Here is a 22,806-nt window from a genome sequence, read left to right as displayed (position 1 = left end):
TTCTGTAAAAAATAATAGCCATGGCTGCTGCCAAGATTCTTGTAATTGACGACGATCCTGCGGTTCGGAATTTAATCCAACGCTTTTTACTGAAACAAAATTATCAAGTTGAGTCTGCCGAAGATGGTAAGACTGGTCTAAGTATGTTTGAGCAATTTAACCCTGATTTAGTAATTCTAGATGTTAATTTGCCGGATGTGATTGGTTTTAACCTCTGTCAAGAAATGCAGAGCCGTAGTGGTGTATTTGTGCTACTACTGACTAGCAGGACAGACGAAGCGGATAAAATTCGCGGTTTTTCTAAAGGTGCTGATGACTATCTCACTAAGCCATTTGGTTTAGGAGAGTTAGAAGTTAGAGTAGCAGCAATTTTAAGGCGGCAGCGGGTTGTAACTAATGCAGAACAGCAACGTCTTATCTTTGACAAACTAACTATTGATTCCATAGGACGGGAAGTAATGCTTAATAGCGAACCCATTCTCTTAACTGCTCTGGAATTTGACTTATTATATTTTTTAGCTAGTCATCCAGCTAGAGTTTGGCGACGATCTGAACTGATCCAAAAAGTTTGGGACTATGAATATGTTGGGGATCAACGGGTTGTAGATGTCCATATTGGTCAAATTCGTAAGAAAATTGAAATCGATCCGACTCAATCAACATTAATTCACACTATCCGTGGTGTAGGGTACAAATTTGAATGCGCTACTTCTAACTAAAACTTGACTACTATCTCTAAACTTCCGCCGCTCCCAAGCCTTCAAGGCGTGGGAGCAGGGCTGCAAAATTTATGCTATCAACGCAAAATGTTGTGAACAGAAACAGAGTTGGTTTATTAATTTAATCCAGTATTTATCTGGATTATTGATGAAATAAAGTTTCTAAGTAAACACGAGCCGCTCGGCGATCGCTTTCGCCATTTTGCAGCAAAAATAGCGATAAAGCCGCTGTTAATACGCGGGTTTGATCCCAATCAGGATGGTTTTGCAGATAGTTGTTCATGGATTCCTGTAATGTTTCGGGAATTTCGGTAAAGAGAGGAACTGTTGTGTTCATAAAATTTTCCTGTAGATTAATCAAGAGAAGTTACTTGTGTTCAGTTTGACTGAGGGCTGATTCATCCCCTGTGAGGAAAGTAGGGAAGGAAATTAAAATAAACCAAAATACAAAATGCAGATGCCTAAGGGAATCAAACTAAGACTCATCATTTTGCGCTCACAACAGGTGGATTTGTCAATGCTGCGAAATGTTAACAATTAGCAGTCAAAAATAAATCTTGACGAATTAATCAGGCTTATAACTATATTTTTGTTACATAACTTCATGAAAACTCGGTTATCAAGCCTGTTAGTAGTGAAAAATTCACAATCCCCAATAAGTCAGCAATAGCTGATTAACTCGTCAAACATCTGTGGAAAACTACAAAATTACCTGTGGAAATCCTGTGGAATGAATGAGGAAAATAATAGTTAATAATAAGAATTACCAAAATGTCAGGAAGATATGACATATCAGGTAAATAAGATGATAAAGTCAATTTATGAATATAAGTATGCTAACTTTTAGTTATCTAGTTTAGAGTGGTGACGGAAATTACTCATTAAAACTAGGCTAAATGCAAGTTAAAATAGATGAAAGTAGTAATTTGTTGTGCTTTCTACAAGAAAAACTTTTAAGCTCTAATTCTGTAAATTATTGATTTTTGCCTGAGAAATTGGAATGTTAGACCAAATATTTAATTACCTAGATTTTCATTTCAGCGTCGAAGCTTCTATAGTCCTCCTAATCTTAGTGTTTTTAGAGGCAGTGCTATCGGCTGATAATGCGATCGCCCTCGCTGCGATCGCCCAAGGACTAGAAGACAAAAAACTAGAAGGTCAAGCCCTAAACATTGGTTTAGTATTTGCTTATGTCCTCCGAATCACCCTATTGTTAACAGCTACTTGGGTACAAAAATTTTGGCAATTTGAACTATTGGGCGCTGGTTATCTCTTATGGCTAGTATTCCAACACTTTAGCTCTCAAGAAGACGAATCCAATCACCATCACGGACCACGTTTTAAATCTCTGTGGCAAGCTATACCCGTGATTGCCTTTACCGATTTAGCCTTTTCCTTGGATAGTGTAACCACAGCGATCGCCGTTTCTCAAGAAACATGGTTAGTAATCACTGGTACAACCATCGGTATTGTCACCCTCCGATTCATGGCTGGATTATTTATCCGCTGGTTAGATGAATATGCAAACTTAGAAGACGCAGGTTACATCACTGTAGCGTTTGTAGGTTTACGTCTGTTATTAAAAGTCATCAACGATGATTTAGTCCCACCACAATGGCTCATGGTGACAGCTATTGGTATCATCTTAGCCTGGGGCTTCTCTAAACGCACCGTTGTGGAGTTAGTTCCAGAAGAAAAGGAAAAAGCCGAAGTCTTGAAGTAATTAGGTAGGGAACAGGTAACAGGTAACAGTTTTATTACCCATTACCCATTACCCATTACCCATCCCTAATTACTCATTTAACCAAGGTGTGGAATGAGGTTGCCAAGCAACTAATTCCTCTTCCTTAAACCACAGCGCAATTTCTGTTTGGGCGGTTTCTTGAGCATCAGAACCATGAATGAGGTTGCGACCGACATTAACGCCAAAATCGCCGCGAATTGTGCCTGGTTCTGCTGTTAAAGGGTTGGTTGCGCCAATAATTTTTCTGGCTGCTACCACAACGCCCTCGCCTTCCCAAACCATGGCTACCACTGGACTAGAAATGATAAATTCCACTAAACCAGGGAAAAAAGGTCTTTCACGGTGAACATCATAATGTTTTTCCGCTAATTCTTTACTAACCTTCATAAACTTTAAGCCCACTAGGGTAAAGCCCTTAGTTTCAAATCGGCGGATAATTTCACCCACCAAGCCGCGTTGTACACCGTCAGGTTTAATTGCTAAAAATGTGCGTTCCAAATCTGTCTCCAAAAACATAATCAAATTTTGATGGGTTAATTGTCAGTTGTATTGATGTCTTTTGTCTAGTAGTCTTGTGAATATTCCCTAAAAATTGCAGAGATAAGGGAACAAGAAAAAAATTGTCTTCTTTTCTGGCTAGTAAAGACGCAGCAAGGCTTAGTTACCCCTCTACGGGTAGCGCAGCATGGTAATGACGATATTTATAATTAGGGGGTGCTGAAAAAGTTGTCTGTGAGGGCTAGGAGTCAGGAGTCAGGAGTCAGGAGTCAGGAGGAAGAATTAGAAGAAGAGAAGAATAGTATTGAATCTGGTCAAGTGATAGGTTTTTGCTGATTTCAACCCTTATTCCTTGCACCTGATTCACCTTTTTTACCTTCAAACTCTTGATATATCTCAGTTCTAGGTTTATTCAGCAGCCCCTAATTACTAATTCTTAATCAGAAATTATTTCTAGTTGTATATCCCTTACCAGACTATTTTGTTAAATTATTATTTTCGTAGGCAACCACAGAGGTCAGGAAGAAATGGGTGTCGAGTCAACCGCTGATGAAATTGTGAAAATGCCGTCTAATGGGCATAAAGCTGAATTGAAACGCCAAAAACAGAAGCAACTACTAGTCCCTAGTCCAATTACGGGAGATTTACCTCTACCTTGGAAAATTGAGAACAGTGAAGACCTGTACCGGATTGAAGGTTGGGGAAAGCCTTATTTTTCGATTAATGCGGCTGGTCATGTGACTGTCTCCCCCAAGGGTGAACGTGGTGGGTCATTAGACTTGTTCGAGTTGGTAAATGCTTTAAAGCAGCGTAATTTGGGGCTACCCATGTTAATCCGGTTTTCCGATATTTTGGAAGACCGAATTGAGCGATTAAATGCTTGTTTTGCCAAAGCGATCGCTCGCTATAACTATCCTGGGGTATATCGGGGAGTATTTCCCGTTAAGTGCAATCAACAACGCCACCTGATCGAAGATTTAGTGAGATTTGGTAAACCCCATCAATTTGGTTTAGAAGCAGGTTCTAAACCAGAATTAATGATTGCTCTAGCCTTGTTGGATACGCCAGGCGCATTGTTAATTTGCAACGGCTACAAAGACCAGGAATACATCGAAACAGCGATGTTAGCCCAGAAACTAGGACAAACACCAGTGATCGTCCTAGAGCAAATTGAAGAGGTAGATTTGGCCATTGCGGTCAGCCGTCAATTAGGCATTAAACCCATCTTGGGAGTAAGAGCGAAATTAAGTACCCAGGGAATGGGGCGTTGGGGAACTTCCACAGGCGATCGCGCTAAGTTTGGCCTGACAATTCCCGAAATTATGGAAGCTGTGGAAAAATTAGGTGCAGCCGACTTACTCGGTTCTTTGCAGTTATTACACTTTCACATTGGTTCTCAAATCTCTGCTATCAATGTCATTAAAGATGCCATCCAAGAAGCCAGCCGCATTTATGTGGAGTTGGCCATGCTGGGGGCAGATATGAAATATTTAGACGTTGGTGGTGGCTTGGGTGTAGATTACGACGGCTCTCAAACCAACTTCTACACCTCGAAAAACTACAATATGCAAAACTATGCTAACGACATCGTGGCAGAGTTAAAAGATACCTGTGATGAAAAGCATATTCCCGTACCAACATTAGTGAGTGAAAGTGGCCGGGCGATTTCTTCCCACCAATCGGTTTTAATCTTTGATGTTCTCAGCACCAGCGATGTCCCCCTTAATCCCCCTTCTCCTCACCAAGAGGGAGAATCCCCAATCATTAAATATCTCTGGGAAACCTACCAATCCATCAACAAAGAAAATTACCAAGAGTTCTATCACGATGCGGCTCAATTCAAAGAGGAAGCCATCAGTCGTTTTAACTTAGGAATTTTGCGCCTCAAGGAACGCGCTAAAGCCGAGCGTCTTTACTGGGCTTGTTGTCAAAAAGTTTTAACTCTCATCCGTCAGGAAGAATACGTACCTGATGAGTTGGAAGACCTAGAAAAAATCATGGCTTCCATTTATTATATCAATCTTTCCGTGTTTCAATCAGCACCGGACTGTTGGGCGATAGATCAACTATTTCCCATTATGCCTATACATCGGCTGGATGAAGAACCAACCCGGAGAGGAATTTTAGCGGATCTAACCTGTGATAGTGATGGGAAAATAGACCGCTTCATAGATTTGCGAGATGTCAAATCAGTGTTAGAACTGCACGAATTTGAGCCGGGGAAACCTTATTATCTGGGAATGTTCCTGAATGGAGCGTACCAGGAAATTATGGGGAATTTACATAATCTTTTTGGTGACACTAACGCTGTTCACATTAATTTAACACCCAAAGGTTATCAAATTGAACACGTTGTCAAGGGCGATACCATGAGTGAAGTTCTGAGCTACGTCCAGTATGATGCTGAGGACATGATAGAAAATATTCGCCAACGGTGTGAGCGAGCTTTAGAAGAACAGCACATTACTATAACAGAATCTCAGCGACTACTACAAACTTATGAGCAAAGTTTACAACGGTATACTTACTTGAATAGTTAATAGTCAGTTGTCAGTTGTCAGTGGTCAAAAAAAACAACGGATAACGGACAACTGACAACTGACAACTGTAGGGGCGAAGCATTTGGAGAACTATTTTTGGCAATGACCGATAATTTATCTTCCAAATGCTTCGCCCCTACTGACAACGAATAACTGACAACGAACAACTGACAACTAACTAATTAACATTTGCTCCTAATAATTCAGCGATCGCTTGGTGTTCTAAAGGTATTTCTGAAGGTCGAGTTTGCCGAGCATCAGTAATTAGCCAATCTAAAGCCGCAGCTTGCACATCAATAGATGCTCCCGTCTTATCTACACAGTAACGCCCAAACACCAGCTTATCTACTAAGCGGACTCCTGGAGCTAAACGCGACCATTCAAAAATTACACTGTTGTCTACAGTAGCCCCACTACAAATCCAGCAATTTGGACCAATCATTGCTGGTCCAATAATTTTTGCCCCATCTTCGATTTTGGTCATTCCCCCAATATAAACAGGTCCAGTGATATCAACTTTATCCCAATTTACAGATACATTTAACCCAGTAAAAATACCGGGAGCAACTTCATGTCCGGGGATTTGGACATTTTTAATTTCTCCTGATAAAACACCACGAATTGCTCGCCAATAATCGGGAACTTTACCAATATCTACCCATTCAAAATCCATGGGAATAGCATAAAAAGAGGCGTTATCTGCTACAAGTTGGGGGAATAACTGGCTACCAATGTCATATTCCACTCCAGAGGGTATATATTTAAACACTTCTGGCTCGAAAATATAAATACCTGTATTGATATTAGTGCTAAGGGCTTCTTCTGTTGAAGGTTTTTCTTGGAAAGCTTGAACGCGATTATTTTCGTCAGTAACCACCACACCGTAGCTAGAAACCTCTTCTTTGGGAACTGATTTGGTGATGATAGTAGCGATCGCCCCTTTGGATTTATGCCACTTTACCGCCGCAGTTAAATCTAAATCAATTAAAGCATCACCACATAACACTACAAATGTGTCATCAAAAAATGGTGAGAAGTCTTGAATCCGCCGCATACCCCCGGCTGAACCGATAGCTTCGCCGACGAGTTTACCATCATCATCAATTTTACCTTCAAAAGAATAGGCAATCTGCACTCCAAACCGCTGACCATCACGGAAATAACTTTCTATTTCTTCCGCCAAATGGCTAACATTGACCATAATTTCGTCAAATCCATGTTGACGTAATAACTCCAGTAAAAATTCCATAACTGGCTTTTGCAGAATAGGAATCATGGGTTTGGGAATTGTATATGTGATGGGACGGATACGAGTACCCTTTCCCGCTGCAAGAATCATCGCTTTCATAAAATTTTATTCCTTAGTCAGTTGTCAGTTGTTAGTAGGGGCGAAGCATTTGGAAGATAAATTATCGCTCATTGCCAAAAATAGTTCTCCAAATGCTTCGCCCGTACAGTTGTTAGTTGTTAGTAGGGGCGAAGCATTTGGAAGATGAATTATCGGTCATTGCCAAAAATAGTTCTCCAAATGCTTCGCCCGTACAGTTGTTAGTAGGGGCGAAGCATTTGGAAGATAAATTATCGGTCATTGCCAAAAATAGTTCTCCAAATGCTTCGCCCGTACAGTTGTCAGTTGTTAGTAGGGGCGAAGCATTTGGAAAATAAATTATCGGTCATTGCCAAAAATAGTTCTCCAAATGCTTCGCCCGTACAGTTGTCAGTTGGAATAGATAGAAATTTATTCTCCCCCTGCCCCTGCTTTTAGCTAGGTAAGCGGATTTGAATTTCCTGGTAAAATTCTTTTTGAAATAGTTCTACCTTAGATTGAGCCGATAGCAGTAGTAAAGCCCAAAAAACGCTAACTAAGTTACCGTGTTCTGATTCATGATGCTCCCCATTTTTCTCTGGTTGTTTTGTCTGTATCCATAAATCTATCAGTTCTTCTAGATTCCAATATTGTTCCTCTGAATTTTGCTCTTTAGCAGCACCATATAACACCTGCTCTATTTCTAACGCGACTTGGGTTAAATTTTCTTGGTGCGCTAACTCTAGAGCTTCTCGCATGGTCTGCACACTAGGCCGACCTTTAAGCCGCCTAGGTTTATCAACTTTTTCTACCAGTTTTAGCTGGCTGGCCATAATTTGCAACTGGTCTATTAACTCTTGCAAAGTCACCCGACGTTTTGGCGGTGGCATAGCGGCCGGACGACGACGCAAGTGTTGCTCTAGGTGCAAACGATGGGCCGGATATAACAAGCCGTCTTCCATTCCTAATAGTGTATCATCTAAAACTTTTTCTGGAGTATTATATACTGTTGATAACTGAACTAATGTATTAGCTTTAAATAATACGAGCATTGATGCTGATAAAAAAGCCTGTCCAGATTGAGATAAGTCACTTTCGTAGCCTCTGATGGTTTTTGCTTCTGGGGACATTAATTCCAAGTAATGATCAATCACCTCAATAACTCGCACGTCCCAAGGGTCAATTTCCCCTTTTTCAGCTTGCTCAATCAGGTGTGTAATTTTTTCTAATAATTCGGCTGCATCCATTAATTTAAAATTTAATATACCAGGAGTTCAGGAGTATGGCTAACGCCACGCTTCGCTATCAGGAGTTCACGAGTCAGAAGAAGGAAGAATTTTCTCAATGCCCCATGCCCCATGCCCAACTTATTTATCTTCTTGAAATTCTGAGCCATAATTAACTCGAAAATTTGAGACAAAATCGCTATGGTTACTGCTTTTGATGGCATCAAAAGTGCCTTTGATAGTCCCAGCAATTGGCACAGCAACGAGTGTTCCTAATAATCCGGCAATTTCAAATCCCATTAAAATGGCGATAAAAATCCACAGGGGGTTGAGTCCGATAAAATTACCCATTAATTTTGGAGCTAACAGATTATCTTTAATTTGTTGCATGATAACTGCCATTGTAGCGACCGGAAAGGCTAACCACCAATTTTGGATTAATACTAACATTGTGACTAAACCAATGCCTAAAGTTGCGCCAACAACGGGAATAAGTCCAGAAATACCAATTATAATGGCAAATAAGAGAGCAAATGGGACTTTTAGAAATAAGAATATGGGTGTGAGGGCTATGACCATGAACAGTCCCAGCAATAATTGGCTTAGGAAAAAGTTTTGGAAATTTAACTGCAATGATCGGCTAAAGGGAATACCAATATTAGAGGGTAGCAGATTAACTAAACCAGACCAAACGCGATCGCCATATATAAGCATATAAAAAGCTAAAACGATGACTAAGACTACATTCAGTATTCCTGATAATAGTGTTCCTGCAAATCCTACTACCCCTGAAGCTATTTGCTGTACCAGATTTTGAATATTAGCATTTATTTGATTTGTTACCAGCTTTAAGTCTATAGATAAGCGCCGCTGCTTTGCTAAACTTTCTAAGTGATCTAAATTAGCTTGACTAGTCGCCAACCAATCCGGAATCTTATTTAAAAGTTGAATGGTTTGGTCAATTAGCATGGGTACGAGAGTAACACCCAAAACAATAAACAAAGTTAAAGTTAGTAGTAAAACAATGATTACCGCTTGAGTGCGGGTAATTCTGACTTTCTCAAGTAACTTAACCGGGTAATTCAGTAAAAAAGCCAGAATTGCCGCAATACTGAGAATAGTAATTGGATTCTGGAAAAAACGAAATAATACAGACAGTAGCCAGATATTGAGGGCGATAATTGGTCCACTGAGTCCATAAATTAATAGAGTTTGCAGAGAAGCGGAACGGCGCATCTGATTTAATGTATAAGCAAGGACTTCAGGGGTAAGAGAGGAATGATTGAGGATGGTGTTGCCATACTTTTGTCACTTCCTTTATCTATTGTGTAAATAATTCCTGATTTTGATCATATAGCAGGATGTAGGAGGGAAAGCCCACTTCTAAGATATAAGGTTGGGGTTGAAAATTGTAGTATAGCAAGGCAAGAGTGAAGAAGTTTCCAGGAATTTTACCTTTATTTACACAGTTTGGTTTTATTTTATTAACCTAATTATCTATTAATTGTTAAGTTTAATATAGTTCTCTGTATCAATAAAATCAACCTGAAAAATATACACTAAGATAATTAAACACATATATTCCTGCGTCAATCATTATTAGGGTTTTTGTAATATGTCTAGTAATCCTGAAATTCAATTTTTATCCCATCTTCAAGACTGTGCAAAAGATTTAACTACTAAATTTTCACTTTCTTCTGTTTCTTTTGGTGCGGAAGACCAACTAAAATCACCTATTGAAAATTTATTAAAATCAGCGGCCAATATTTTAAATTTATCTATTGTAGTAGTTACGGAAGTCCGAGAAAAGGTACTTTCAGGAAGGCCAGATATGGGAATAACAATTAATGGTCTTTTAATGGGACATATTGAACTAAAAGCACCAGGAAAAGGCGCAGATCCCAATAAATTGAAAGGAGATGATAAACAACAATGGGAAAAGTTTAAAAGTCTCCCCAATGTGATTTACACAGATGGTAATAGTTGGGGACTTTATCGCACAGGTGAAAAAGTAGGAAAAACAATTAAATTTTCAGGAGATATTACTGCTAAGGGTGCATCAGCTATCACTGCTCAAAATGCTAATGATTTACTAATATTATTACGTGATTTTTTAAATTGGCAACCTATTGTTCCTTCTACACCTAAAGCTTTAGCAGAAATGCTTGCTCCTATTTGTCGGTTATTAAGAAAAGATGTTTTAACTGCTCTTGAAGATCCTGAATCTAATTTAAGTCAAGTAGCTAAAGACTGGCGACATTATTTATTTCCTGATGCAGATAATCAACAATTTGCAGATGCTTATGCTCAAACTTTAACTTATGCACTTTTATTAGCCAGATTTTCTGGTGCAGATGATTTATCTTTACCACAAGCTGTTAAAACTATTAGAACAGGTCATAATTTACTAGCTGATGCTTTAAAAATATTAGGTGATGAAGCAGCACGGGAACAAATAGAAGTTTCTGTAAATTTATTAGAAAGAATAATTGCAGCTATTGATGTTACAGCACTAAATAAAGATGGTTCTGAAGATCCTTGGTTATATTTTTATGAGGATTTTCTGGCTAAATATGATCCAAAAATGCGAAAAGAAAGAGGTGTTTATTATACACCCATTCCTGTAATTAAAACACAAGTTAGATTAGTAGCTGAATTATTAGCAGAACATTTTGATGCTGAATTTTCCTTTGTAGATGATAAAGTTATTACCTTAGATCCCGCTTGTGGTACAGGTACTTATATTTTAACAGCTATTAAACATGGACTGGATCAAATTAGTAATTTAAGAGGAAAAGGAATGAAAGTTTCTGCTGCTACAAATGCGGCAGCAAATATTCACGCTTTTGAAATTTTAGTAGGTCCTTATGCTGTTGCCCATTTACGTCTAACTCAACAGATTTTAAGTGAAGGTGGTACTTTACCAGAAAATGGAGTTCATGTTTATTTAAGTGATACTTTAGAATCTCCCTATGCTAAATTAAGTGGTAATTTACCTTTATTTTATAAATCTTTAGGGCAAGAATATAAACGCGCTCAAAAAATTAAACAAAATACACCAGTGATGGTTTGTTTAGGAAATCCACCTTATAACCGTCAAACAATTGATGAAGATGATTTAATGAATCAGAAAAGAAAAGGTGGATGGGTAAGATTTGGAGACGATGAACAAAAGATTGATGAAAATGAGCAATTGATCAAAAAACGTCCTATTTTAGAGGATTTTCTTGAACCATTAACAGCAATGGGTTATGGTGTTCATGCAAAAAATTTATATAATGACTATGTTTATTTTTGGCGATGGGCATTGTGGAAAGTATTTGAAGCTAATACAGAAAATCGCGCCGGAATTATCAGTTTTATTACTGCTTCTTCCTATTTGCGTGGACCCGGATTTGCGGGAATGCGAAAAGTCATGCGTCAAACATTTGATGAACTTTGGATTATTGATTTAGAAGGTGATAATTTAGGGGCAAGAAAAACCGAAAATGTATTTGCAATTCAAACTCCTGTGGCTATTGCTATTGGTGTTTGTTACAATAAACCTCAACCTGAAGTTCCTGCTAAAGTTCATTTTACCAGAATTGATGGTACAACTGAAGAAAAATTAGCAAGTTTAGAGAATATTCATTCTTTTCAAGATTTACAATGGCGAGAATGTGCAAATAATTGGACTGATTTATTTTTACCTGTTAGTGATACAGATTATGGAAATTGGGCAAAGTTAACTGATTTATTTCCTTGGCAAAGTGGTGGAGTGCAATTTAAACGAACATGGACAATTGGTGAAAATAAGGAAGTTTTAAATGAGCGTTGGCAAACTTTGATTAATGCTAGTAAATCCCCAGGAATACAGAAAAAACTGTTTAAAGAAACCCGTGACCGCAAAATTACTAAACAATATAAATCATTAGAAGATGGAACATTATTACCCCCTATTACGAACTTATTACCTAAAAGTCCTTCTCTAGAACCAATTCGTTATGCTTATCGTAGTTTTGATCGTCAGTGGGCTTTATTAGATAATAGACTCTGTGATTATGCTAAACCTGGCTTACTGCGTTATCACAGTGATAAGCAAGTTTATATGACAAGTTTATTAACTAATGTTTTAGGTAATGGTCCATCAGCAGTTGCTACTTCATTAATTCCTGATTTAGATCATTTTCGTGGTTCTTTTGGTGCTAAACATATTATTCCTCTGTGGAGAAATTCTGAAGCTACTGAACCTAATATTACTAATGGAGTTTTAGAAATTCTTAGTAATAAATTCAATTACAATATTTCCCCAGAGGACTTTTTCGCTTACTGTTATGGAATACTTGCAACTCCCAAATATGTAAAAGAATTTTGGAATGAACTAGAAACACCTGGTCCAAGGATTTCCATTACCAAAAATAGGGATTTATTTATTAAAGTAGTAGAAATAGGACGCACTTTAGTTTGGTTACATACCCATTGTGAAAGGTTTGTTCCCAGTGGTAAAAAACCAGGTAAAATTCCTGTTGGTAGAGTTCGTTGTCAAAAAGGAATACCCAATACAGTAAATGATTATCCCACAGAATTTTCTTATGATGTCGGTACACAAGAATTAAAAGTTGGTCTAGGTGTATTTGAAAATGTCCGTCCAGAAGTTTATAATTTTAGTGTTTCTGGTTTAGAAGTTGTCAAATCTTGGTTAGCTTATAGAATGAGAGACGGTGCTGGTAAAAAGTCTTCACCTTTAGATGATATTCGTCCTCAAACTTGGCAATTTGATCTTGAATTACTTGATTTACTTTGGGTTTTAGATGCGACTGTAGATTTATATCCCTCTTTATCTTCTTTATTCGATGAAGTGATTAAAAGTCAATTGTTTACATCTGCTGAGTTTCCACAACCAACAGAGTTAGAAAAATTTAATTCTTTAGAAGTTCAGAGTGAGTTACCACTTTTAAATTTGGAAGAAATAGATGAAGAAGATGAGTAAATACTTGACTTTATCCTAAAAATAACAAAAATGCAGAGCGATCGTTTATCGCTGTTTGTTGGTTAACGGTGGAATGAATGCGTTAGCGAAACTTACCAAATGTAAATGTATCGCATTATGAACTCAAATACTTAATTAAGTATTATAAACACAATCATAAACAAAGAATGAAATAAAATGCAAGCCATTAGATAAAGTTTGAGGAAATAACAAAAATGGATACTAACATAGCTGATCTTCGCAAAGATTACACATTACAGGATTTGAATGAGAAACAAATTGATCCAAATCCATTTATACAATTTAAAATTTGGTTCGGTCAATCCCTAGCAGCCCAGCTACCTGAACCTAATGCTATGACTTTGGCTACTTGTACATCCGAGGGTCAACCTTCAGCGAGAATGGTATTACTCAAAGATTTTGATGAACGGGGGTTTGTCTTGTTTACTAATTACAATAGCCAAAAAGGACAGGAACTGACCGTAAATCCCCATGCTGCTTTAGTTTTTTGGTGGGCGGAATTAGAACGCCAAGTGAGGATTGTGGGAACTGTGGAAAAAATTTCCGCAGCAGAATCTGATAACTATTTTGAAATCCGTCCTGCATATAGTCGGCTAGGTGCTTGGGCTTCTAATCAAAGCGAAGTAATTGCGAACAGAGAAATCTTAGAGTTACAATTGCAAGAATTTCAGCGCAAATATGAAAATCAGGAAGTTCCTCGTCCTCCGCATTGGGGTGGTTTTCGGGTGATTCCTCAAAAAATTGAGTTTTGGCAAGGAAGATCGAGTCGTTTACATGATCGCCTGTTATATACTCGTGTAGATGATGGCAGCTGGGAAATTGAGCGTTTATCACCTTGATTGAATATTTGATGTCAGCATTCAGCTATCAGCAGTAATGGTGAAGAAGAAGAAAGTTATACACATTTAACATTCTGTATTTCCGTATTGAAAACTGATAGCTGAGGACTGAATGTTTAAATGATAATTAATTAAGAAGATCCTGATTAGATTAGAAAACAGTGATTATTAATTAATAATTCAGTATACAACAGGTTGCGTAGTTAGGAGGTACAAAATCCAAATTGCGACCTATACACAAAGCCAGTTTTACTCTGTGACTCATGAATTGGTGACTCCTAAATTCTGCCGTAAGTTAACTACCCCAAATTATCTTTGATATATGTTTCTTAATGTACAGTTAGATTATAATGAATTTGTATATAGTAAGCATGACTTATAAAAAAGACCGACAATTTAAATTTTGATACACATTTTTAACTTTATGCGAATCATACATATATTAAATCATGTCCAGGAAATCGGTAATGGTATTGTCAATGTAGCTGTGGATATGGCTTGTTTGCAATCCCAATCTGGCGATGATGTGGCGGTGATTTCAGCGGGAGGGGGATACGAAAAATTATTAAATCAATTTGGTGTTAAACATTACGCAGTTAACCAAAATCGTCAGCCAATAACAATGATTAAGGCGGCGATCGCTTATCGAACAATTGTGCAAGAATTTCAACCAGATATAGTTCATGCTCACATGATGACTGGTGTGGTGTTAGCACGGGCTTTGAGATGGGAGAATGGATATATTTTAGTGGCTACTGTTCATAATGAATTTCAACGGAGTAGCTTATTGATGGGTTTAGCAGATCGAGTAATTGCTGTTAGTAAGGCTGTCAAAAATTCGATGGTGCAACGGGGAATTCCTGAACAGAAATTACGGGTAGTTTGTAATGGGACATTGGGTAGTCCTCGAACTCGGAAAATATCAGATTATCAACCTTTAAGTTTACAAAGTCCAGCGATAGCCACCGTAGCAGGAATGTATAAACGAAAAGGCATTACTGAGTTAATCGCGGCTTTTGAAGAAATTGCCCAGGATTTTCCCGCAGTACATTTATATTTGGTCGGAAATGGCCCAGATAAACAAATATTTGAGTCTCAAGCCCAAGCAACGGCTGTTAGTCATCGGATTCACTTTGAAGGGTTTCAGCCTGAACCCCAACGTTATTTACTAGCCTGTGATATTTTTGTCTTGGCTTCCCACCGTGATCCCTGTCCCTTGGTGCTTTCAGAAGCGAGGGAAGCAGGGTTGGCGATTGTGGCCACTGAGGTAGATGGTATTCCAGAGGCGTTAGATAATGGTAAAGCGGGGATATTAGTGCCAGCGCAGGATAGTCATCAGTTGGCTAAGGCATTAATAAAATTATTGAGTGATGCAAATATACTTCAGGAATGGAAACAGCGATCGCAGGAAAATCTAGAATGGTTAAATGTTGCCCGTGTACACCAAGAAACATTGGCTGTATATGAGGAGTTAAGTTTTCAGGAAAGTTTTTCGACCTCTACTCAACCTGATTAATACTAATTTTTGGCATTGGATAATAGGGAGATGAATTATGTTTTGTCCTATCTCTAAGAGAGATCCCGCAGGGTAGACACGAAGTTTGAAATTGCTGATTTTTCAAGTTTATCTTCCAATTCAGCAACTCCACAAACAGTTAAATTAAGAATCTAAAGATTCAGTTATAATGGGACGATAATAAATTAGAAAAAATCCTCACAACAGGGAGTTAGAGTTATGGTGGCTACTCCAATCTCAACTGCTCCACAACTATCAACAATAGCAATCTCTTGGGAAGCATTACCCGAAGATTTTATCCTAGAAGAAGAACCTGTGGAAAACACTGCACAACCATTAATTGCTGGGGCATTACGAGAAAGTCTGGAACTAAGTGGATATATTGAATCCACCATGCTGATAGCTGCCAATTTAGGCATATGTGCCACAATGAATGACAAACTTGTTGTTAAAGCCCCAGATTGGTTTTTTGTGCAGACGGTTTTACCCTTGTCTGGGACAACAGATAGACGCAGTTATACACCTCATCTGGAAGGAGAAATTCCCCGCGTTGTCATGGAATTTTGTTCAGATACAGACGGGAAAGAATACTCAGCTAGACGCGCCTTCCCCCCCGGAAAATGGTTTTTTTATGAACAAATTCTCCAAGTCCCTACCTATGTAATTTTTGATCCCCTGACGGTTGAATTGGAAGTTCATCAAATTGAGTCAGGACAGTATAAATTACAGCCAACAGACGAGAATAATCGCTACTGGATTACAGATATGGGATTATTTTTGGGATTGTGGGAAGGAGAAAAAGAGGGGCGTATAGGTTACTGGCTAAGATGGTGGGATCAAGCAGGTAATCTGTTACCCTGGGCAGTCGAAAAGGTAGAACAAGAACAGCAACGGACTGAACAGGAACGCCAACGGGCTGAACAGGAAAGTCAACGGGCTGAACAGGAACGCCAACGGGCTGAACAAGAAAGTCAACGGGCTGAACAGGAACGCCAACGGGCTGAAAGATTGGCAGAACAATTACGCGCACTGGGTATTGATCCAATTGATTAAATGTGCGTTTTCTAAAATTGTTGTAGAGATGTTTCATGGAACGTCTCTACTTTTTTCACCAGATGTCTAATCAATCCCAATTGGCAAATTCATCACTAATATTGCGAAGTAGGGCAGTGATTTGAGTGCGTCGGGTTTCAAAGTTAGCAGCAATGTAAATTAACAAAATACCAACTAATAAACCAACAATCCATTTTAAGAAAGAATAACTCAGACTGAAAATTACTAATTGGTAAATGCTAGTAATTAAAAAAGTACCTGTACCAACATAAAGAAAAGCGCGGACTTTTAAACCTAAGCCAGCGAAAATAGTAATCAGACTAAAAACACCAGGGATAAAAGGCAGATTTTGATAAAACAAAATTGTCCAACCGCAAATTAAACCACTTCCTAACATTCGCAAACTGTGACGGAGAGGTTTGGTTGTTGATAATTTTAGTTGTTCATCTATTTGGGCAATATATAGTAAAGATAAACCAATTGGTATAACGTACCAAAGAGAATCTCTGAAGTTTAAATCATTAAACCAAGTAAATAATGCCCAATCAATTAATATTAAACTGATATATGTAAACCGGATTTGTGTGGCAGCGTTAGCTAAAAAGACGTAGTAAGCAGCAACGATAATTAAAGTAATAGGATAGGTTGTTAGTCCCGTTGTTCCTACAATAATTAATGGGAGAATGTATGCTGTGCGTTGCCAAGGCGTTTTTGACCAACCTAATCTTTGCCAAGGTAGGATATATAGGAAGTAGGCAAATAGGCAGGATATCGCCCCATTCCAAGGTAGTAATTGCTCAGATATTAATCTCCCTATTGGTAAATTTTGTAAATAAATACCAATAATTCCTACTTCTATTAAACCTAAATAAACCCAGATTTCTTGATTTGTTTCTTGGGAATTTTCTTTTCCTTGCCAAATCGCATAGCGAACTAAAAATAATCCTGTTCCTAATACGATAGACGAGTTAATTTGGATAGGTAAAGTCATAGCAAAAAGGAATAAAATACTACTCCAAACCCAATGAAGATGGGCAATATTTTTTAATTCTTGAGAATTTAAACCCAGATAACTAATCAGCCAGGGTGTGAGGATACGGTAAGCATACATGATGCTAGTACCAAGGGCTGACATGGCAATTAAACCATCACCTAAAGCCTCTCCTTTAGATAGGGACATTTGATAAAATAGGAGTTCGTAGGCGGAAATTGATAGGCCGATAATACCAAAATAAAGGAGGGGTTTAAATGCTTCCCTGCGTCTTCCTACCCCAATCATAATTAAGGCTACACCCAGGGAACAAAAACCTGTAAAATTGGCAAAGGTATTTAATCGCAAAATGACGCTAAATGCACCATAAATAAGGGGGAGAATATGAAAACTATTAGGTAATGTTTGTAATTGATGTTTGCGTCGCCACCATTCACCAAATAGCTGAGTTGTTAAACCGAGAATGATGTTTGCTATGGCGATTCTAATGATTGAATGTTCGCCAAATCCTAAGATTTCTGCTGTTAATAATTCTAAACACCAACCGATTCCATAAAATGCTGCTTCTTTAGATTGTCCCCAACTGCGATAGACAATTGCCCCTAAAATTATGGCTGTGGTGATAATATAGAAATATTCGGTTTTGATAGTTCCTTGATAAATTAAGCTGGAGTGCAAAGTTAGGGCTGATAGTTCTATTGTACATAATGCGATCGCCCATTTATCACTTGCGGCTGCATAAATTATTGCCAATTCTGTACCTTTGCGTAAAAGTACACCACGCCATAGCCATAAACTCAGTATTGTTAATGCAGTAACGACAAACCAACCTGATATTTTTAATTGGATTAAACCAAATACACCTTCACCTAATAATGCAGTCAGGAAACTTAATCCAAAACCAATAATTATTCCTGCATATATTTGGTTTCTTGAATAGCGAGTATGGACTAACATTACCGCTATACCCACACCCAAACCGATTAATCTTATTCCTGGTAATGGTAAAGTTAATAATTGAGAAATCCCTACAGCGAAGACACTTAAAAACCTGTTATTGGTGCGATTTGGTTCAGTGTTACGAATAGCTAAACCTGTTAATGCTAAAGGTGTAATTAACCAAATTACGCCTAAAGAGTTTTGATTTTGCCAATTACCAGCCCAATAATTTTGAGCATTTACCCATAATAGAGAAAAACTGATTGCAGCCAATACTAAACCAATATACCATGCACTCCGTCGCGTTATGCCTTCACCAAGACTAAATCCCCATTCAGCTATCATGATAGCTAATAAGATACCAGCCCAAATTTCTTGATTTAAACTGGGTAAAAACCAATTAATGCTAGAAATTAGCGTCAATACTCCCATACCATGAGTTAAGTATATCAAGGGAGGATAAAAAGCTGCACGACGTTGGATAAATGTGGCTAGAGTAATAGTAGATAATAAAAAATTAGCCGTTCTTAATGTCGGATTCACTAAGCTAATTATTGTTAAACAAATCCCTAAAAATAAAGTTAGATATTCTCCAAAATCTGCCAATTCTTGATTTTCTTGATCATGTAATTTATCTGTTAACCATAACATTAATATGATGTAGGGAAATAAAGCAATACTCAATAATACCCAAGGTTCATTTTGAGAATTGGTTAAATGGGTAGCGGTGCTAATTAGTAATGTTTTTAATTCATTAGGAATTAATCTCCAACCTAGCCAAATTGTCTGTAACCCAATTAAGAAAATAGCTAAAAAATCTTTTTGTAAATTATATCTTTGTAACCGACGACTAAAAACCCACAAACTTAAAATGCTGACTATTATAGCTTGGACTGGTTCTGTTATGACTGAAACTAACCAACCTAATAAAAGTAAACTTCTTCCTAATTCTTCCCAAAGGATAGAAGGATTTGTAGAAGAATTTTTTTCTGATAACCAAATTACTAAACCACCGCAAATCCCAATTGCTAAACCTAATTGAGTAATATTAACTCCAGCTATAAAAATAGCCCTTGTCAGTAAAGTTAATAAAGCGTAAATCAGGAAAGTAAAATATAAACTAATTCCCCATTGTGGAGTTTCTATATTTGTATTTTCTTGGGGTTGGGTTAATTGATTGTAAACAGTAATAGTAGTTGTGCCTATCATTGCTAAATAAACAGCAATTAGGGGGAAATTTGATAACTTCCAACCCCAATGTAAATAACTCAAACCGATAATATTGATTAAAGGTAATTTACCACTGGGAAAATTAGTAATAATATTGCGGTTTTGACAAAGTTGATTAGTAATAAATGTGAGAGTCAGAGATGCAATTCCTATCACAATTAAATTCAATGGATTTTGCCACAAACTAAAGCTATCCATTGCCCAAAAGTTGATAGGCACTAATAACAATGTGACTATTAATAATGTCTGTGCAGTTAACCTTAAATTGCTTTGTTTACCCGCCCAAAATGTAAATCCACAAAAACTCAAAGTATACGCAAATAAAACCCCATACTGTCCAACTGCGGGGAATCTTTCCCATTGACTTGCAGCGAGAACACCGGAGGAAAGCACTACTAAAAATATACCCAAAAACAGCAACCACCGCACACTTAATTCTTCACCAAAAGATTGCAGCATCGAATTAACAAAGCTGGGTTTTTTAGGTACTGTTGGTATGGGAGGTAAAGTCGCAATTAATGGTTTTCGTGGGGGTGTGCTAGGGGTGAAAATTTCCTCTGGTTCTGATGCAGTTTGAGGTGTAAATACTACAGTGCAAGTGAGATATTGACGGGATATTTGTTTAACTTGATCATCAGATATTAAACCGAGATTTAATAAATCATCTAATCCTAATAATAAGTCAGGATGATTAGATGGTAGTTTAACGGGAATTTTCTGGGATGGTTCAAAAGGTGATGTCATAATCTGCAACCCTGTAAATGTATATCAGAAATAGCCCTTTTAAGATGACTGGATAATTTAAAATATTTCAGTCACATTAATACTGACATCAGGAAAAGCTAAAATTGATAAAGTCTGATTTTTTACTAACTTCTGTATATCTTGATAAACTCCCTGGAGAGGATTTCGATATACTTCTATAACTTCCTGATTAACATCTATTAACCAAAGTTCAGGAATATTTGCTTCTGCATATAAAGGAATTTTTACTTCTCTGTCATATTTTATCGTTGTGTCGGCAACTTCTATTAACAAAAATATATCTTCTGGTTGGGGGTGTGCAGTTCTATAAAAATCTGCACGGGGTTTTAATAATGCTATATCTGGTTGAGGTTCAGAAGTTTCATCTAATTCTACTGGGTTTTGGACATTAATTAAGGCCAGACCTCCTAATAGCAACGCTAGTAAGTTACTTAAAAATAAAACACAACCTGAGTGTCTTGTACCAATAGGGGACATATCAATCATTTCTCCGCGAATTAATTCTAATCTTTCATTTTCTGACAAAATACCAGATTCAGCCATTTGGTGAAATTGCTTAACTGTAAATTGGTGTCTGAGTAATTGTAAAACCATTGTCGCCTCTATGGGAATTTTAATTAATAGGGGTGAAACTAGGGAATCTATTAAATATTCTACATTTATTTTAGATCTTTTTTATCTGTGATGTAAATACCACATACAGTATAAACGAGATATTTCAATTGCTTCTCTCAAAATATGCGATAAACTAATTGCCCAAGTATCAAAATATTGATTTTTATCTTTAAGAATATGTTCCGTATCAGTAGTTATTAAAAGAATATCACTATAGGAAATATCTACATTATCTTTAAACTCCTCAAAAGCTTGGATAATTGTACCACATATACTATCTCTTAGTTCTACTGCTATTTTATTGGGTAAGTAATACCCTTCAGGATTTTTGCGACAGGCATTTTTGTATTTTTGAACATGATCAAAAATGTTTTTTCTAATCAGTAGAATAATATCAAATTTGACATTTTCTGATATTTCTTCTAATAAAATACATTCAACAATTTTTCCAAACACTTTATAGTCAGTTAGCCCGTCTCCAACAATTCCCACATTAATAGTATTCATGATATTTTACCCAATTGTCCCTGTGTACCAAAGTTCTGCTAACTGATATTTTGGTATTTTTATTAACTTTTTATTTGTGTTTTCTTCAATTTCATATTCTACTTCATCATCTTTAATTGCTCCAATTCCTACAAGGGTATCAAGTGCAGTATTTAAGTTTCTCACATCGCTTTGACGACTACGTTTATCTAAACGAACTGTATAAACATGATCAGGATGTTGATTAAATTCTCTCAAAACTGAAGGGCTGTGAGAAGTTAAAATAAATTGTGTTTTTACAAAACCATCTTGACTAGGTGATGTTGCTTGCCAAATCCAATTCATTAGTTGTTGTATATTACCTGGATTAATACCATTTTCTATCTCTTCCAGCATAATAATAGCAGGTGGTCTTCTCAATGATGCAAGCAAACTTATTGCAGCAATTTTCATAAAGCCGTCTGATACAACTTCTGGCATAAATTCTTCTACAGAACCTTTACGTCCTAAATCGAATTCCCAGATTAAACTGGAACGATTTGGATCATAACGAACTCCAATAAAACTTGTATCAACAGTTCTCATTTTGGCAATAAATGATGAAAATATACGTTGTTCTTTTTCTTTTACATGGCGTAGAAGTGACTGAAAGTTACTTCCTGTTTCTCCTAAATATTCTGGTATTCTCCTTTGTTCTATTTCAAGACTGTTATTAAATTCATTGTGTTGTTCTTCATCTATATCCTGATTGTTTTTTTGTTTGAGGAATGCAGGTTGAAAATGATAATTAAATGTATTAGTAAAATAAAGAAAAAATAACTCACATAGTGCTTTTTCATTTTCCTCTAAAGATGGATCTAATTGTATTTTTTTGCTTAATTCTAGTATATTTGTAGGCTGATTATAACCACTTTCAAGCTCTTTAGATATTTGATTATTAGCTAATTGGATAGTTATTTTTTCTTGACAACTAGCATTGTATCTAAAATTAGAGCTTTCACATATTTCTATTTTATAATTAATTTCTCCCCTCTTGTTATTCCATAAAATGGAAAATGACATTGGTTCATCATCTTTAGCAAGTCTGTATTTATATGGATATAAATCTATTCCAGTGACATTTCTATATTTATTATCAGGGTTTCCTTTTTTGACAAGATTACAAAAATGTTGTATTCCTGCTAAAAAATTTGTTTTACCAGAATTGTTATTACCAATTAACAAAGTTACTGGATATAATTCTATAGTTGTTGATTTATGAGTTCTAAAATTCTCTAAAGTAACTTGTTTAAACATCGTAACCTCCCAAAAATATCATTATTTTACCTTGCTCGTTATCTTAAGATTTT

At 36.9% G+C, this 22,806-nt stretch carries 19 protein-coding genes; 9 read left to right on the top strand and 10 right to left on the bottom strand.

All coding sequences use genetic code 11. The annotated features are described in order from the left end of the window. The first annotated feature begins 20 nt into the window (after positions 1–20). Entirely contained in the window at positions 21–719 is a 699-nt protein-coding gene (locus ANA_RS10960; RefSeq protein WP_015080127.1) for a response regulator transcription factor, read from the top strand. Positions 720–861: 142 nt separating this feature from the next. Here the strand turns inward: ANA_RS10960 and ANA_RS10955 are convergent, their stop codons facing one another. Beyond that, positions 862–1,056, bottom strand: coding sequence for a DUF2811 domain-containing protein (locus ANA_RS10955; RefSeq protein WP_015080126.1), 195 nt, complete (start codon positions 1,054–1,056; stop codon positions 862–864). A 663-nt stretch (positions 1,057–1,719) separates the two neighbouring features. Here ANA_RS10955 and ANA_RS10950 point away from each other — a divergent pair. Continuing rightward, on the top strand, positions 1,720–2,442 hold the full coding sequence (locus ANA_RS10950; protein ID WP_015080125.1) for a TerC family protein: 723 nt from the start codon (positions 1,720–1,722) through the stop codon (positions 2,440–2,442). A 69-nt stretch (positions 2,443–2,511) separates the two neighbouring features. On the opposite strand, the gene ndk is transcribed toward ANA_RS10950, so the two are convergent. Continuing rightward, positions 2,512–2,961 carry a nucleoside-diphosphate kinase gene (gene ndk, locus ANA_RS10945; protein ID WP_015080124.1) on the bottom strand — a complete coding sequence of 150 codons (450 nt, stop codon included), beginning with the start codon at positions 2,959–2,961 and terminating at the stop codon, positions 2,512–2,514. Positions 2,962–3,488: 527 nt separating this feature from the next. Between ndk and speA the strand changes: the two genes are divergently transcribed. Continuing rightward, the gene (gene speA / locus ANA_RS10940) at positions 3,489–5,501 is read left to right on the top strand and encodes a biosynthetic arginine decarboxylase (protein ID WP_015080122.1); all 2,013 of its coding nucleotides are present in this window, start codon (positions 3,489–3,491) and stop codon (positions 5,499–5,501) included. A 17-nt stretch (positions 5,502–5,518) separates the two neighbouring features. Here speA and ANA_RS27070 read toward each other — a convergent pair whose 3' ends face one another. Continuing rightward, entirely contained in the window at positions 5,519–5,668 is a 150-nt protein-coding gene (locus ANA_RS27070) for a hypothetical protein (protein ID WP_168653994.1), read from the bottom strand. A gap of 11 nt (positions 5,669–5,679) precedes the next feature. Continuing rightward, complete coding sequence (locus ANA_RS10935; protein WP_015080121.1) at positions 5,680–6,849, bottom strand: sugar phosphate nucleotidyltransferase; 1,170 nt, start codon at positions 6,847–6,849, stop codon at positions 5,680–5,682. Positions 6,850–6,965: 116 nt separating this feature from the next. Here ANA_RS10935 and ANA_RS27640 point away from each other — a divergent pair, with 116 nt between their 5' ends. Further along, on the top strand, positions 6,966–7,166 hold the full coding sequence (locus ANA_RS27640) for a hypothetical protein (protein ID WP_041457972.1): 201 nt from the start codon (positions 6,966–6,968) through the stop codon (positions 7,164–7,166). Then, the gene (locus ANA_RS27635) at positions 7,111–7,266 is read left to right on the top strand and encodes a hypothetical protein (protein ID WP_235081805.1); all 156 of its coding nucleotides are present in this window, start codon (positions 7,111–7,113) and stop codon (positions 7,264–7,266) included. The genes ANA_RS27640 and ANA_RS27635 overlap by 56 nt, the downstream gene beginning before the upstream one ends. Here the strand turns inward: ANA_RS27635 and ANA_RS10925 are convergent. Then, positions 7,263–8,054, bottom strand: a complete 792-nt coding sequence (locus tag ANA_RS10925) for a segregation/condensation protein A (RefSeq protein WP_015080120.1) — start codon at positions 8,052–8,054, stop codon at positions 7,263–7,265. The two genes, ANA_RS27635 and ANA_RS10925, sit on opposite strands and share 4 nt — an antisense overlap. A gap of 120 nt (positions 8,055–8,174) precedes the next feature. After that, positions 8,175–9,269: an AI-2E family transporter gene (locus tag ANA_RS10920; RefSeq protein ID WP_015080119.1), complete on the bottom strand. Its 1,095-nt coding sequence runs from the start codon at positions 9,267–9,269 to the stop codon at positions 8,175–8,177. Between the two features lie 379 nt (positions 9,270–9,648). Here ANA_RS10920 and ANA_RS10915 point away from each other — a divergent pair, with 379 nt between their 5' ends. From ANA_RS10915 to ANA_RS10900, 4 genes are all read left to right on the top strand, one after another. Continuing rightward, positions 9,649–13,002 (top strand): type ISP restriction/modification enzyme, encoded by a 3,354-nt coding sequence (locus ANA_RS10915; RefSeq protein WP_015080118.1) that lies wholly within the window; start codon positions 9,649–9,651, stop codon positions 13,000–13,002. A gap of 215 nt (positions 13,003–13,217) precedes the next feature. Next, a complete protein-coding gene (gene pdxH, locus ANA_RS10910; RefSeq protein ID WP_015080117.1) occupies positions 13,218–13,862 on the top strand; it encodes a pyridoxamine 5'-phosphate oxidase in 645 nt (214 codons plus the stop codon). 424 nt (positions 13,863–14,286) lie between these two features. After that, complete coding sequence (locus tag ANA_RS10905; protein WP_015080116.1) at positions 14,287–15,378, top strand: glycosyltransferase; 1,092 nt, start codon at positions 14,287–14,289, stop codon at positions 15,376–15,378. Positions 15,379–15,600: 222 nt separating this feature from the next. Beyond that, a complete protein-coding gene (locus ANA_RS10900) occupies positions 15,601–16,431 on the top strand; it encodes a Uma2 family endonuclease (protein ID WP_371260404.1) in 831 nt (276 codons plus the stop codon). A gap of 70 nt (positions 16,432–16,501) precedes the next feature. On the opposite strand, the gene ANA_RS10895 is transcribed toward ANA_RS10900, so the two are convergent. The 4 genes from ANA_RS10895 to ANA_RS10880 form a co-directional block, all read right to left on the bottom strand. Beyond that, on the bottom strand, positions 16,502–20,335 hold the full coding sequence (locus ANA_RS10895) for a hypothetical protein (protein WP_015080114.1): 3,834 nt from the start codon (positions 20,333–20,335) through the stop codon (positions 16,502–16,504). Positions 20,336–20,392: 57 nt separating this feature from the next. After that, on the bottom strand, positions 20,393–20,950 hold the full coding sequence (locus tag ANA_RS10890) for a Uma2 family endonuclease (protein ID WP_015080113.1): 558 nt from the start codon (positions 20,948–20,950) through the stop codon (positions 20,393–20,395). An 81-nt stretch (positions 20,951–21,031) separates the two neighbouring features. Beyond that, complete coding sequence (locus ANA_RS10885) at positions 21,032–21,478, bottom strand: hypothetical protein (protein ID WP_015080112.1); 447 nt, start codon at positions 21,476–21,478, stop codon at positions 21,032–21,034. 6 nt (positions 21,479–21,484) lie between these two features. Next, positions 21,485–22,753, bottom strand: coding sequence for an AAA family ATPase (locus tag ANA_RS10880; RefSeq protein ID WP_015080111.1), 1,269 nt, complete (start codon positions 22,751–22,753; stop codon positions 21,485–21,487). Positions 22,754–22,806: the final 53 nt, after the last annotated feature.

It is taken from the genome of Anabaena sp. 90 (assembly GCF_000312705.1).
GTDB classification, from domain to species: Bacteria; Cyanobacteriota; Cyanobacteriia; order Cyanobacteriales; family Nostocaceae; genus Dolichospermum; species Dolichospermum lemmermannii.
The sequence above is the reverse complement of the archived record's forward strand: the minus strand, read 5'-3'. Positions and strand labels throughout refer to the sequence as shown.